The organism is Streptococcus sp. CL6.22, from assembly GCF_049738055.1.
Taxonomy (GTDB): domain Bacteria; phylum Bacillota; class Bacilli; order Lactobacillales; family Streptococcaceae; genus Streptococcus; species Streptococcus mitis_DJ.
In genome coordinates this window covers 37624-50276 of sequence record NZ_JBKOTV010000001.1, presented here as the reverse complement: position 1 = coordinate 50276, position 12653 = coordinate 37624, and the positions used below count along the sequence as shown (strand labels likewise).

General features: G+C 39.2%; 16 protein-coding genes, 1 tRNA gene and 1 pseudogene. 3 read left to right on the top strand and 15 right to left on the bottom strand.

Going from position 1 to position 12653, the window contains the following annotated elements:
* Positions 1-82: 82 nt before the first annotated feature.
* From ACLNCW_RS00255 to ACLNCW_RS00245, 3 genes are read right to left on the bottom strand one after another with little or no spacing between them, the layout of a single operon-like run.
* Positions 83-1465 carry an FtsK/SpoIIIE domain-containing protein gene (locus tag ACLNCW_RS00255; protein ID WP_016398735.1) on the bottom strand — a complete coding sequence of 461 codons (1383 nt, stop codon included), beginning with the start codon at positions 1463-1465 and terminating at the stop codon, positions 83-85.
* Between the two features lie 28 nt (positions 1466-1493).
* Positions 1494-1880, bottom strand: coding sequence for a YdcP family protein (locus ACLNCW_RS00250; RefSeq protein WP_000985015.1), 387 nt, complete (start codon positions 1878-1880; stop codon positions 1494-1496).
* 15 nt (positions 1881-1895) lie between these two features.
* Positions 1896-2210 (bottom strand): YdcP family protein, encoded by a 315-nt coding sequence (locus ACLNCW_RS00245; RefSeq protein ID WP_000420682.1) that lies wholly within the window; start codon positions 2208-2210, stop codon positions 1896-1898.
* Between the two features lie 533 nt (positions 2211-2743).
* Between ACLNCW_RS00245 and ACLNCW_RS00240 the strand changes: the two genes are divergently transcribed.
* Positions 2744-4027, top strand: a complete 1284-nt coding sequence (locus tag ACLNCW_RS00240; protein ID WP_050089512.1) for a uracil-xanthine permease family protein — start codon at positions 2744-2746, stop codon at positions 4025-4027.
* Between the two features lie 95 nt (positions 4028-4122).
* On the opposite strand, the gene ffh is transcribed toward ACLNCW_RS00240, so the two are convergent.
* The 4 genes from ffh to ACLNCW_RS00220 all read right to left on the bottom strand — a co-directional run bounded on the left by ffh (position 4123) and on the right by ACLNCW_RS00220 (position 6731).
* On the bottom strand, positions 4123-5694 hold the full coding sequence (ffh, locus tag ACLNCW_RS00235; RefSeq protein ID WP_023946921.1) for a signal recognition particle protein: 1572 nt from the start codon (positions 5692-5694) through the stop codon (positions 4123-4125).
* A 17-nt stretch (positions 5695-5711) separates the two neighbouring features.
* Positions 5712-5927: a hypothetical protein gene (locus tag ACLNCW_RS00230; RefSeq protein ID WP_023946923.1), complete on the bottom strand. Its 216-nt coding sequence runs from the start codon at positions 5925-5927 to the stop codon at positions 5712-5714.
* Positions 5928-5929: 2 nt separating this feature from the next.
* On the bottom strand, positions 5930-6262 hold the full coding sequence (locus tag ACLNCW_RS00225; RefSeq protein WP_000402066.1) for a putative DNA-binding protein: 333 nt from the start codon (positions 6260-6262) through the stop codon (positions 5930-5932).
* Positions 6263-6353: 91 nt separating this feature from the next.
* The gene (locus tag ACLNCW_RS00220) at positions 6354-6731 is read right to left on the bottom strand and encodes a DUF1934 domain-containing protein (protein ID WP_080673739.1); all 378 of its coding nucleotides are present in this window, start codon (positions 6729-6731) and stop codon (positions 6354-6356) included.
* 71 nt (positions 6732-6802) lie between these two features.
* Between ACLNCW_RS00220 and ACLNCW_RS00215 the strand changes: the two genes are divergently transcribed.
* The gene (locus ACLNCW_RS00215; RefSeq protein ID WP_049500401.1) at positions 6803-8107 is read left to right on the top strand and encodes an HD domain-containing protein; all 1305 of its coding nucleotides are present in this window, start codon (positions 6803-6805) and stop codon (positions 8105-8107) included.
* A gap of 12 nt (positions 8108-8119) precedes the next feature.
* Complete coding sequence (gene yidA / locus ACLNCW_RS00210) at positions 8120-8926, top strand: sugar-phosphatase (protein ID WP_176139629.1); 807 nt, start codon at positions 8120-8122, stop codon at positions 8924-8926.
* A 145-nt stretch (positions 8927-9071) separates the two neighbouring features.
* Here the strand turns inward: yidA and ACLNCW_RS00205 are convergent, their stop codons facing one another.
* The 8 genes and pseudogenes from ACLNCW_RS00205 to ACLNCW_RS00170 form a co-directional block, all read right to left on the bottom strand.
* Positions 9072-10295, bottom strand: a complete 1224-nt coding sequence (locus tag ACLNCW_RS00205) for a hypothetical protein (protein ID WP_254754236.1) — start codon at positions 10293-10295, stop codon at positions 9072-9074.
* Positions 10296-10297: 2 nt separating this feature from the next.
* A pseudogene (locus tag ACLNCW_RS00200) lies at positions 10298-10522 on the bottom strand (type ISP restriction/modification enzyme); the annotation flags it as partial.
* 1 nt (position 10523) lies between these two features.
* Positions 10524-10595, bottom strand: a tRNA-Arg gene (locus ACLNCW_RS00195).
* A gap of 41 nt (positions 10596-10636) precedes the next feature.
* Positions 10637-10984 (bottom strand): 50S ribosomal protein L19, encoded by a 348-nt coding sequence (gene rplS / locus ACLNCW_RS00190; RefSeq protein WP_001068669.1) that lies wholly within the window; start codon positions 10982-10984, stop codon positions 10637-10639.
* Between the two features lie 118 nt (positions 10985-11102).
* Positions 11103-11432: a fluoride efflux transporter CrcB gene (crcB, locus tag ACLNCW_RS00185; protein ID WP_254754238.1), complete on the bottom strand. Its 330-nt coding sequence runs from the start codon at positions 11430-11432 to the stop codon at positions 11103-11105.
* Positions 11426-11800: a fluoride efflux transporter CrcB gene (gene crcB, locus ACLNCW_RS00180; RefSeq protein WP_254754239.1), complete on the bottom strand. Its 375-nt coding sequence runs from the start codon at positions 11798-11800 to the stop codon at positions 11426-11428. The genes crcB (ACLNCW_RS00185) and crcB (ACLNCW_RS00180) overlap by 7 nt, the downstream gene beginning before the upstream one ends.
* On the bottom strand, positions 11797-12063 hold the full coding sequence (locus ACLNCW_RS00175; RefSeq protein WP_173219073.1) for a chorismate mutase: 267 nt from the start codon (positions 12061-12063) through the stop codon (positions 11797-11799). The genes crcB (ACLNCW_RS00180) and ACLNCW_RS00175 overlap by 4 nt, the downstream gene beginning before the upstream one ends.
* A gap of 115 nt (positions 12064-12178) precedes the next feature.
* Entirely contained in the window at positions 12179-12622 is a 444-nt protein-coding gene (locus ACLNCW_RS00170; RefSeq protein WP_001162128.1) for a flavodoxin, read from the bottom strand.
* Positions 12623-12653 lie beyond the last annotated feature (31 nt).

Genomic DNA, 12653 nt, shown 5'->3' with positions numbered 1-12653 from the left:
CTGTTTCCTGTCGATTTGTACCCCCCTGTTAGATACGGGGGGTTAAGTGCTGGCGTGGCTATTGCCACACCAGCCAGCAAGATCAGTCCACACCTGCGACTTCCGCTTCGCACGTCGCCTGCGTGGACTGTCTGCTGTTGGATAACTTTTTAATTTCCTCCAAGAAATCATATCCTTTTGGTACAAGGGGAGTATAAAACTCTGATATGACACTTGTTCCTACATCAACATAGCCACGACCTTTGATTCGCTTTAAGAAGAAATCCTTTTGTACGTCACTGCCAAACATCATGCCATAGCCCATTTCAGACATACGACCTAAAGCCACTCTGAAATTAAACTGATCACGGATTCCGTCGCCTAAATATTTTGCGTCTGGACGTTGACAAGCCAGTATTAGAAAGAAGCCAGCTTGACGACCTAACATGACAATCTGTTTCAGCTTATTCATAACTGCGGTGTTTTCTTTTGTTCCCAGCATTTCCATGAAAGCGACGTATTCATCAAAGATTAAGAAGTGTGCCGGGAGACCTAAGTAAGCATAATTTTTGCCAGTCTTATAGTTCTTCATCTGCTTCATTTCCTCACTACGTTTCATCATTTCTTCATAGAATGTTTCAATGCAAGAAAGCAAGTCTTCTTTTCTATAGTAGACATTTGCCATCACAGAACCTAAGTCCGCAAGGTCAGCATTTTTCGGGTCAAGAATATACAGTTTTGAATCTGTATGAAGCAAGGCTTCAATCAGTGTCAGTATAAAGTAAGTTTTACCGCCACCTGTACCACCAGCAATCAACATATGAGGGAGCTTATCATATTCCCACCATACGTTTTTCATTAAGCGAAGTTTACCATCTTTAGCTTCTACTTCATCAATAGAAATACGACTGGCTATGGTGTCATAGAGCAAAGTATATTCCACATAGGAATCCTTTAACTCTTTATCCGTCAGCTCACAGTACAAGCCACTCTCTAATTTCTTTTCCAAGTGTAAGAGTTGGTCTTGATATTTTCCCAGCGTGATTTCCACCCGTATCTGTATCAAGCCATTTTTAAGTCGATAATACATTTTAGGGAAGTAGGTTATCTTTTTTGTACGACCAGCACTATCTTTAAAGAAACCCTCTGTTTTGACCTGTTCAGATTCATACCACTTGTTTTCAAGTATCATCTTTGCCAGTTTTTGACGGTGGTAAAGTTGTTTAACCGTATCATAGCGAACCCGTTTGAATACAAACGCTACCAGCAAGCAGATAAGAATTGCGACACTGAAACTGATAATTAAATAGGGAATGTCAATCTTATCTGCTTGTGATAGGTTAAAATCCTGCCAGTTGATCTGCTGGATTGTCTTCACATGAAACAGTCCGACAACCAGCAGGAAAACAGGCAGGAGTGACGCTATCGTAAAATGAAAGACTAAATCTTTACCAGATGGGCGAATCCTTTTACCACGCTGTTTCATGCGAAAAAGTCTCCTTTCTACCTAGCGACTATTTGTCTTGTGTCGGTTCTTTCTTTGCTTGTGGTTGAGCTTTGAATGAACTAGAATCCTTTGTCAGCACAATATCGTCTGCCTTGATATACCAGTCAACATCTGCTCCTTGATAGGTGGCAGTAGCAACGGTGTCCGCAATGGGATTGATAAGTTCCACCCGTGCGTTATAATCAAACTCTTTCAAAGGCACGCTGGCAGGAATACTTACTTGAATCATGCGTCCTTGTCCTTTGGATTTTAAGTCATAGGTACGTTCCTTGATTTCATCTGAAACCGACCCGTCTTCATTTTGGATTCTCACTTCACGACGTAGAGCAGAGAATTTCAATTCTCCAAAAGTCGTGTCTTTATCTAATACAATGCCATTTGCTAATCTCATCATTTTTCCTCTCTTTCTTTATTCTTTTATCATGTCGTCAGCATGTAAAAGGTAATTTGTAAAACCACGAGTGCCGATTTTGTAGCCCTCTGCGGTAATACGTGGATTGACTAACTTCACACGTTCCTCAAAGCCGAAATGTTTTTCGCCAGCTTCAGCAGGAAGCACCACCACAATATCATCTGCTCTTTGAACATCAGAATAGAGATTATAGCTTCTTGATAAGACAGTTAGCCGTCCGTTGATTCTTCGCTGAACGACTTTATCCTCGCCAGCAAATTCTAAATTGCCGAATGTTTTTTCCATGTTGGGAATCACAAATTTAAGTTCCATATTTTTACCTATCCTTTCTTTTTTATTGGCTGAATGAATGTTTGATGGTCTTAAAGAGTGGGGAACGACCTTTTGATTCTTGATTTTTTGTTTTCATAAGTTCACTTCCTTTCAAAATCGGGTAAAAAAATAGACACCTCATTTTTTGAAGTGTCTACCTATTAAATATTCAAATTTTATTGGAAGTATCTTTATATCTTCACTTTTCAAGGATAAATCGTCGTATCAAAGCTCATTCATAAGTAGTAAATTAGTAGTAAATTGAGTGGTTTTGACCTTGATAAAGTGTGATAAGTCCAGTTTTTATGCGGATAACTAGATTTTTATGCTATTTTTAGTAAAAAAATATTTACAAAGTTTGTAATTTTTGCTATACTATCACAAGCAAAGGTTTTTAATGTCATCCCGTGAGGTGACGAAGACACAGAAATATTTGAAACTCTTTAAAGTCTAGATTTTAAAGAAGTCTTACTCTGAGGGCCTATTGCTGTAAAATAATGGGCTCTTTTTTGATGCCCAAAAGTGAGGTTTATATGAAACAAGAATCAACTGTTGATTTGTTACTAGACGTTGACCAACGTCCTTCGGCTGGAAAAGGAATTCTCCTTAGCTTCCAACACGTTTTCGCTATGTTTGGTGCGACCATCTTGGTACCATTGATTTTGGGAATGCCTGTATCTGTTGCCCTTTTTGCTTCAGGTGTTGGGACACTCATCTACATGATTTCAACTGGTTTTAAAGTTCCAGTTTATCTAGGTTCTTCATTTGCCTTTATCACAGCTATGTCACTTGCTATGAAAGAAATGGGTGGCGATGTATCTGCTGCCCAAACAGGGGTTATCTTGACTGGTTTGGTATATGTCCTTGTTGCTACCAGCATCCGATTTGTAGGAACAAAATGGATTGATAAACTCTTGCCACCAATCATTATCGGTCCTATGATCATCGTTATCGGTCTTGGACTTGCAGGTTCAGCTGTTACCAATGCAGGTCTTGTAGCAGACGGAAATTGGAAAAATGCTCTTGTAGCCGTTGTTACGTTCTTGATTGCTGCCTTTATCAATACAAAAGGAAAAGGCTTCCTACGAATCATTCCTTTCCTCTTTGCCATTATCGGTGGTTACCTCTTCGCACTAACTCTTGGCTTGGTTGACTTTACGCCTGTCCTAGAAGCTAACTGGTTTGAAATTCCTGGTTTCTACTTGCCATTTAGCACAGGTGGTGCCTTTAAAGAATACAATCTTTACTTTGGTCCAGAAACCATCGCTATCTTGCCAATCGCTATCGTAACAATTTCTGAACATATCGGAGACCATACTGTTTTGGGTCAAATCTGTGGTCGTCAATTCTTGAAAGAACCAGGTCTTCACCGTACTCTTCTTGGTGACGGTATCGCAACTTCTGTTTCTGCCTTCCTTGGTGGACCAGCCAATACAACTTACGGAGAAAATACAGGGGTTATCGGTATGACTCGTATCGCTTCTGTCTCAGTTATCCGTAACGCTGCCTTCATCGCGATTGCCCTTAGCTTCCTTGGTAAATTCACTGCCTTGATTTCAACCATTCCAAATGCTGTACTTGGTGGTATGTCAATCCTTCTCTACGGAGTTATCGCCAGCAACGGTTTGAAAGTCTTGATCAAAGAACGTGTTGATTTCGCTCAAATGCGTAACCTAATCATCGCAAGTGCTATGTTAGTCCTTGGGCTTGGAGGAGCTATCCTTAAACTTGGTCCAGTTACCCTTTCAGGAACTGCCCTATCAGCTATGACAGGAATCATCTTGAACTTGATCTTACCATACGAAAATAAAGATTAAGAGTCTAAATACATCAAAAAACGAGCATTTCCAACTACTGAAGTGCTCATTTTTCTTCTTTCTAAAAAAGGAAAGCCCTGCGGCCTTCCCTTATCTTACTTGCGTTTCTTCTTTGCTTTCTTCATTTTATTCGCCATGCGTTTCATGGACTGTTTCATAGCAAATTCACCGATTTTACCTTTGAGTCCGCCACCAAACATTTGGCTCATATCTGGCATTCCTGCTCCTCCGAGAGCTGACAGGTCAGGCATACCGCCTTGTCCCATCATTCCTTCAAGGGCAGACATATCCATTCCTCCCATATTTGGCATATTTTTAGGAAGGTTGTTTGGATTGATTCCCATTTGCTTCATCATTTTGTTCATATCTCCAGACATGACACCTTGCATGAGCTGTTTAGCCTGGTTAAAGTCCTTGATAAATTTATTGACTTCGACAAAGGTATTTCCAGAACCAGCTGCGATACGACGGCGACGGCTTGGATTTAACAAATCTGGGTTTTCACGTTCTTCAGGTGTCATGGAGGACACAATGGCACGTTTGCGAGCAATCTGGCGTTCATCCACCTTCATGTTTTGAAGGGCTGGATTATTGGCCATACCTGGAATCATCTTGAGCAAGTCTTCCATCGGCCCCATGTTTTGCACCTGATCCAACTGATCAATGAAATCATTGAAATCAAAGGTGTTTTCACGCATCTTCTCAGCCATTTCAAGGGCTTTTTGCTCATCGTATTCCTGAGAAGCTTTCTCAATCAGAGTGAGCATATCCCCCATGCCAAGGATACGGCTTGACATACGGTCTGGGTGGAAGGTCTCAATGTCCGTAATCTTTTCACCTGTACCAGTGAACTTGATTGGTTTTCCGGTAATGTGACGAACAGATAGAGCCGCACCACCACGAGTATCGCCATCAATCTTGGTAAGGATGACCCCAGTCACTTCCAACTGAGCATTAAACTCACGCGCAACATTGGCCGCTTCTTGACCAATCATGGCATCAACCACGAGGAGAATTTCGTTTGGTTGAGCTAGTGCTTTCACGTCACGAAGTTCATTCATCAAAAGCTCATCAATCTGCAAACGACCCGCAGTATCAATCAAGACATAGTCGTTATGATTAGTTTGGGCTTGCTCCAAACCTTGACGTACAATTTCAACAGCTGGTACTTCTGTTCCAAGTGCAAAGACAGGCACATCAATCTGTTGCCCCAAGGTCTTAAGCTGGTCAATGGCAGCAGGACGATAAATATCCGCCGCAATCATCAAAGGACGAGCATTTTCTTCTTTCTTGAGTTTGTTAGCCAATTTACCAGCAAAGGTTGTTTTACCAGCCCCTTGCAAACCGACCATCATGATGATTGTAGGAATCTTAGGTGACTTGATAATCTCTGCCGTATCAGAACCCAAAACGGTTGTCAGTTCCTCATCAACGATTTTAATAATTTGTTGCGCAGGATTAAGGGTATCAATGACCTCATGCCCGACTGCACGCTCACGAACTTTCTTGATAAAGTCCTTTACAACAGGCAAGGCAACGTCGGCCTCAAGCAAGGCCAAGCGAATTTCTTTGGTTGCCTCTTGAACATCAGATTCAGAGATTTTTCCTTTTTTACGTAGATTTTTAAAGACGTTCTGCAAACGTTCTGTTAAACTTTCAAATGCCATATTTTTCTCCTATTTATTCAATTCAGTGGAAATCGTCCGAAATGTTGCAAACACTCTAGTTCTTCGGGTGTGACTTCTTTCATGATTTCATTTGGATATCCCCAACAGCTAAAACCTATTTGCATGGCTTTGGAGTTATCATTGGGCGAGATAATCTGTAGTCGAGTAGGAAATGGTTTCTCTGCTGCTAATAGTTCGCAAGGTATTCCTTGATAAATAACTAGACTGCCCATGATTACTCCCGATTATCAATGCTTGTTAAAATTTCTATCTGCTCCTGCAGAAAGTCATCCTTGGGATAACGCTCCAATATCTGGTCAAAAATCTGACTGCGGACAATGTAGTCCGAGTACATGTGCAATTTCATCTCATAATCTTCCAGAATCTTTTCTGTTCGCTTGATATTGTCATAGACAGCCTGACGACTGACACCAAACTCCTCGGCAATCTCAGCAAGGCTATAATCATCAGCGTAGTAGAGCTCTATGTAGTTCATTTGCTTGTCTGTCAAAAGCGCTGCATAAAATTCAAAGAGCGCATTCATACGATTGGTTTTTTCAATTTCCATAACTTTTATTATACCAAAAAATAGCCTAATCTACCACATTAGCAGGCTAATCCGAGAAGATAGCTAGCAAAAATTTGAAAAAAACAAGAGACTAGCACCAAGTAATTTCCAATTGATAGCTGGCAAAGGGATGTCCCTCTTGATTTTGTAGTTGATAATCTAGTTCAATCTTTTGCCCATCAACTTGATAATGGCTCGTTTGGATGATAAACTCCTGCATGCCCGTAGGTGTGGGAATATAGGCTAAACTATCACTATCCTTTAAAAAGCGCATAATGGTCTTGGGATTAGAAAATCGGCTCATCACCAGTTCTTGACCATGAAATTTAATAACCACTTTTTCCTTTTCCTCATTATAGAAAAGCAGGTAGCTATAATCTCCTTTTTCATGCACTTCCACATCATAGAGTTGGTCAATCACTTCCAACTGCTCATCAAACTGAATCCTATTTCGCATCCGAATCTTCACATCAAGTCCTCTTTCTTGTCTCTTGTCCTACTATTTTACCAAAAAGAGCAGGATTTTGCTATAATGGTCATATGAACGAAAAAGTATTCCGTGACCCAGTTCACAACTACATCCATGTCAATAATCAAATCATCTATGACTTGATTAATACAAAAGAATTTCAGCGTTTGCGTCGAATCAAGCAACTGGGAACTTCCAGTTATACCTTCCACGGTGGAGAACACAGTCGCTTCTCTCACTGTCTAGGAGTCTATGAAATTGCACGACGTATCACAGAGATTTTTGAAGAAAAATATCCTGAAGAATGGAATCCTGCTGAGTCTCTCTTGACCATGACCGCTGCACTCCTTCATGACCTCGGACATGGTGCCTACTCCCATACTTTTGAACATCTCTTTGATACAGACCACGAAGCTATTACTCAGGAGATTATCCAAAGTCCTGAAACGGAGATTCACCAAGTCCTACTACAAGTAGCGCCAGATTTTCCAGAAAAGGTAGCCAGTGTCATAGACCATACCTATCCTAACAAGCAGGTCGTGCAACTCATTTCTAGTCAGATTGATGCAGACCGCATGGACTATCTCTTGCGCGACTCCTATTTTACAGGAGCATCTTATGGAGAATTTGACCTGACTCGGATTCTTCGAGTCATTCGTCCTGTCGAAAATGGTATCGCCTTTCAGCGCAATGGCATGCACGCCATCGAAGACTACGTCCTCAGTCGCTACCAGATGTATATGCAGGTCTATTTCCACCCAGCAACACGGGCCATGGAAGTTCTCCTGCAGAATCTCCTCAAACGCGCCAAGGAACTTTATCCAGAAGATAAGGACTTCTTTGCACGAACTTCTCCACACCTCCTGCCTTTCTTTAAAAAAAATGTGACCTTATCTGACTATCTGGCTCTGGATGATGGTGTGATGAATACCTACTTCCAGCTCTGGATGACCAGTCCTGACAAGATTCTAGCTGACTTATCGCAACGCTTTGTCAACCGCAAGGTCTTTAAATCCATTACCTTTTCACAAGAGGACCAAGACCAACTCACTAGCATGAGAAAATTAGTTGAGGACATCGGCTTTGATCCCGACTACTATACTGCTATTCATAAGAACTTTGACCTCCCTTATGATATTTATCGTCCCGAATCTGAAAATCCGCGAACACAGATTGAGATTTTACAAAAAAATGGAGAACTGGCAGAACTCTCTAGCTTGTCTCCTATCGTCCAATCCCTTGCTGGCAGTCGCCATGGAGATAATCGCTTTTATTTCCCAAAAGAAATGTTAGACCAAAACAGTATCTTCGCAAGCATTACCCAGCAATTTTTACACTTGATTGAGAACGATCATTTTACCCCAAATAAAAACTAGAAGAGGAAATTTATGAGTATTAAACTAATTGCCGTCGATATTGACGGAACCCTAGTCAACAGCCAAAAGGAAATCACTCCTGAAGTCTTTTCTGCCATCCAAGATGCCAAAGAAGCTGGTGTTAAAGTCGTGATTGCAACTGGCCGCCCTATCGCAGGTGTTGCCAAACTTCTGGACGACTTGCAGTTGAGAGACGAGGGTGACTATGTCGTGACCTTCAATGGTGCCCTTGTCCAAGAAACTGCTACAGGTCATGAGATTATCAGTGAATCCTTGACTTATGAGGATTATCTGGATATGGAATTCCTCAGCCGCAAGCTCGGTGTCCACATGCATGCCATTACCAAGGACGGTATCTACACTGCCAATCGCAATATCGGAAAATACACAGTGCACGAATCAACCCTCGTCAGCATGCCTATCTTTTACCGCACACCTGAAGAAATGGCTGGCAAGGAAATCGTCAAGTGTATGTTTATCGATGAACCAGAAATTCTCGATGCTGCAATTGAAAAGATACCAGCGGAATTTTACGAACGCTACTCCATCAACAAGTCTGCTCCTTTCTACCTCGAACTCCTTAAAAAGAATGTGGACAAGGGTTCAGCCATTACTCACTTAGCTGAAAAACTCGGATTGACCAAAGATCAAACCATGGCTATCGGAGACGAAGAAAATGACCGTGCCATGCTGGAAGTCGTTGGTAACCCTGTTGTCATGGAAAATGGAAATCCAGAAATCAAAAAAATCGCCAAATACATCACTAAAACAAATGACGAATCTGGCGTTGCCCATGCCATCCGTACATGGGTACTGTAAAAGGGTATGAATAGACGAAAACCGCTCAGTTGAGTGGTTTTAGTATACACTTTACCCTAAAAATAACCGATAGCTTTTTCTGTCTGCTTAATTTTACAAATTGAGTTGGTTTTAAACTAAACCATCTAATAATTTATCACTTAAATTAACTAAATAATTTTTTCACCATTGAATGAGCTAGTTTAAAAAGTAAATAAAAGGTAACTAATGTATAAAATAAATAGTCTCTAAAAATAAATATCCCTACAATAATTAGTAAAAATAGAAAAAGAAGAGTTCCTACTATTAAAATTACATATTTTAAATATTTGATGACTTTATTCCACATATTAGGATGTTCTTTATTTACCGTGAATTTATAAAGCATTTTTTCGACAGATGTGAATTTATTATATTCAATTTCAGAGCCTAAAAATAGTATTTCAAATATTTTTTTTAACTTTTCTAGTTCCACTGTTGTTACACTAGTACCATTTTGAAATCTAACATCATCTAAACGTGGAATAGAATTTTCTGACTCTCTCTTAAAAATAAATGTATACTTCTGATTATTTAAAAGTACATTAGGAATATCAAGTCTACCTCTTACATTTTCTATATTCCATTCATGCTTGCTTCTTTTTTCTATAAGTTTCTTAGGGAAATTGATTATGTACATGTTTTCAATCTTTATGATTCTAATATATAATAAAGAAATATACTCATCTGTGAATACAAAATCGTTCGAGTTAAAATTTTCTTTATTTTCGTAATTTTTATAGTAAGCTATCACATCTTCTATTATATGTTTTCCTTGCTTATTTAAACTATGTTTTCTAATAAAAGAGGTATTATCAAGTAATAAAACCACGAATATAAATAAAAAGGAAATAAGGATTGCTAAACATACTAATAATATATCTCGAATTTCTGGATTAGCTAAAAGGGAAGATAGGTTATTAATTTTGAAAATACCTATATTTTCGAAATTAATATAAGTGCTAATACTATTAAAATTAGTAATTAGAGTATTTAATTCTTTACCTCCAAAGAAAGCTATTACTAGAGCTAAAGATTTTTTTATATAAGATGATTTTTTAATTTCAGTTTTAATATATGATTCTAATGTTTCAGGGAATATTCCTTCGCTGTTAAACTCAAACAACAAATTTCTATAAATAAACTTTAAATCCGGATAGTATTGCAAGTCATAAAACTTAAAAAAATAACCTGAATAATACTTACTTAAAATTCTATCAATACTTCTAAAATAAGGATTTCTCAATTTATTTCTATTTATATTTTTGAAATAGAAATAAAAAACAGTAAGCATTAATGTAAACTTTATCAAAAATATAAATAAATCTGAAACACTTCCGTTTAAATTCATAATTACAACCCCTCCACCTCAAATTTAGGTAAGCTATTAATTAAGTCAAGCGTTTTTACAGATACATTGATCATTCTCAATAGTAAATTGAAGATATATTTCTCATCCTCACTATAGTCATTTGGATCATCTGTAATTCCTGATTTTTTATCAGTTTTAACTTGATACTGATCGATAATCCATTCAATAGCTGATCGTCCATTCACAACATACTCATATGCCTTTTCATGCCCCCTGCAGGAATCGAACCTGCAACTACTCCTTAGGAGGGAGTTGTTATATCCATTGAACTAAGGGAGCTAGATAAAAACTCTGCTGAAAAGCAGAGTTTTTTAGTCGAATTAACGACGGATTTCTTTGATACGAGCTGCTTTACCTTGAAGAGCACGCAAGTAGTACAATTTCGCACGACGTACTTTACCGTAACGAACAACTTCGATTTTTTCAACACGTGGAGTGTGGATTGGGAAGATACGCTCAACACCTACACCGTTAGAGATTTTACGAACTGTGTAGTTTTCTGAGATGCCAGCACCTTTACGTGCGATAACAACACCTTCAAAAATCTGGATACGTTCACGGTTACCTTCGACAACTTTCGCGTGTACACGAACAGTGTCACCAGGACGGAATGATGGGATATCTGTACGAAGTTGACCTTCAGTCAAGCTTTGGATTAATGGATTCATTTTATTCTCCTATCTTTGTCAATCTTGAGGAAACTTCCTCAGCGGATAAACTGTATTTTTGTGCGTCCATTACACACAAGATACAGTTTACCAAATTTCCATAAAAAAGTAAAGAAATTTATAGCAGAATTCCTAAAAAAATCGCAACCAAACCACCTAGATAGGTCAAAATCAGGTAAACGTAAAAAAACTTCTTATCGCTTAACAGTCTTTGAAGTTCATCATTCAAGGTCGAAAAAGTCGTTAAACCGCCACAAAATCCTGTTGCTAAAATAGCATAGACTTCCTTAGACTCCACATGATTGTAGAATAATCCAATTAAAAAACAACCCAAAAGATTGGCTATTAGCGTTCCGAGTGGGAATTTAGAAGCTTGATTATAGCGGGAAAAAAAATAGCGCACTAAAGCTCCGAAGCCACAAGCAATTGCAAGATAGACGATTACCATTTCTTCCTCCCCAAATAGTAAGCCAAGAGCAGGCCTCCACCCACGCTTAAAATGAGATACAAGACTAGGCTAAGATAACGCCCTGTATCAAGCAGTTTCACAGCATCAAGCATGAGACTGGAAAAGGTTGTTAAACCGCCACAAAAGCCCGTCCCCAGAGCTAAAATAACGCCTTTACTGGTTCCCTTATAGACCAAATAGCCCTTGACAAGATAAACCAAGCAGAAAATACCCAGATAGTTGACAAGAAGGGTGCCCCAAGGAAAATCTGGACTGGCTGGTAACCAAGTGGAAACCAGGTAGCGAACCAGTCCGCCCAACATGGCAGCTAGAAAAATCCCTAGCGGATAAAATTGTTCTTTTTTCATTTGATGTTTTGATCCTGATAATCACGCGAACGTTTGAGTATGTCCGAAAATGTTGAGACAATAGTCTCCTGATAGCGCTTGTCTTCTACACGATTTCTGACCTTTTCAAAAATAACTGCTTCTCTCTTGGTATCTAAAATCGGTTTCCCTGAAGCCTTCTTATAAGCGACAACCCCTTCAACTAAATGCATTCTTTCTTCTAACAGTTTGACAATTTGGTCGTCGATCTGATCAATTTCTTGACGAATAATATCTAAATCCATACAGTCTCCTCCTTTATTTGAATTATTGTATCAAAAAGCCACCAAATAGGCTAGTAAAATCCCAAATCTCGATAAGAAAAATGCACTGATTGATTACATCAGCGCACTTTTATGCTTATCCTACTTTAGCAGCCAATTCTTCTGCGAATTGTTCCAAGCGTTCAATGTCTTCTTCCTCAGCAGAAAGATCAACTTTAACACACTCTGAACCTTTTTCTGCCCCTGTTGAAACAAAGACACGATCAAAGTCATCGACAGCCTTACAGAATTCATCGTAGAAGGTATCTCCTGAACCAACCACTCCGTAGATTTTGCCATTCAAGTTGAGATCTGCAAGGTCTTCGTAGAAGTCCATCATCTCATCTGGCAATTCACCATCACCATAAGTATAGGTCGCAACGATAGCGATATCTGCTTCCAAGAAGTCTGAAGCGTCAACAGTTGTACATTCATCAACATCGACATCCAAGCCCAAGTCACGTAATTTGTCTGCTACAATATCTGCAATTTCTTCGGTATTACCGGTCATACTGGCAAATACAATTTTTGCTAATGCCATATCGTCCTCCTCAATTTATCTTTCTCCATTA

Excerpts from the sequence above, each read along its gene's own strand:
- ACLNCW_RS00255 (WP_016398735.1), bottom strand. The coding sequence starts at position 1,465 with ATGAAACAGCGTGGTAAAAGGATTCGCCCATCTGGTAAAGATTTAGTC.
- ACLNCW_RS00250 (WP_000985015.1), bottom strand. The coding sequence starts at position 1,880 with ATGATGAGATTAGCAAATGGCATTGTATTAGATAAAGACACGACTTTT.
- ACLNCW_RS00245 (WP_000420682.1), bottom strand. The coding sequence starts at position 2,210 with ATGGAACTTAAATTTGTGATTCCCAACATGGAAAAAACATTCGGCAAT.
- ACLNCW_RS00240 (WP_050089512.1), top strand. The coding sequence starts at position 2,744 with ATGAAACAAGAATCAACTGTTGATTTGTTACTAGACGTTGACCAACGT.
- ffh (WP_023946921.1), bottom strand. The coding sequence starts at position 5,694 with ATGGCATTTGAAAGTTTAACAGAACGTTTGCAGAACGTCTTTAAAAAT.
- ACLNCW_RS00230 (WP_023946923.1), bottom strand. The coding sequence starts at position 5,927 with ATGGGCAGTCTAGTTATTTATCAAGGAATACCTTGCGAACTATTAGCA.
- ACLNCW_RS00225 (WP_000402066.1), bottom strand. The coding sequence starts at position 6,262 with ATGGAAATTGAAAAAACCAATCGTATGAATGCGCTCTTTGAATTTTAT.
- ACLNCW_RS00215 (WP_049500401.1), top strand. The coding sequence starts at position 6,803 with ATGAACGAAAAAGTATTCCGTGACCCAGTTCACAACTACATCCATGTC.
- yidA (WP_176139629.1), top strand. The coding sequence starts at position 8,120 with ATGAGTATTAAACTAATTGCCGTCGATATTGACGGAACCCTAGTCAAC.
- ACLNCW_RS00205 (WP_254754236.1), bottom strand. The coding sequence starts at position 10,295 with ATGAATTTAAACGGAAGTGTTTCAGATTTATTTATATTTTTGATAAAG.
- rplS (WP_001068669.1), bottom strand. The coding sequence starts at position 10,984 with ATGAATCCATTAATCCAAAGCTTGACTGAAGGTCAACTTCGTACAGAT.
- crcB (WP_254754238.1), bottom strand. The coding sequence starts at position 11,432 with ATGGTAATCGTCTATCTTGCAATTGCTTGTGGCTTCGGAGCTTTAGTG.
- crcB (WP_254754239.1), bottom strand. The coding sequence starts at position 11,800 with ATGAAAAAAGAACAATTTTATCCGCTAGGGATTTTTCTAGCTGCCATG.
- ACLNCW_RS00175 (WP_173219073.1), bottom strand. The coding sequence starts at position 12,063 with ATGGATTTAGATATTATTCGTCAAGAAATTGATCAGATCGACGACCAA.
- ACLNCW_RS00170 (WP_001162128.1), bottom strand. The coding sequence starts at position 12,622 with ATGGCATTAGCAAAAATTGTATTTGCCAGTATGACCGGTAATACCGAA.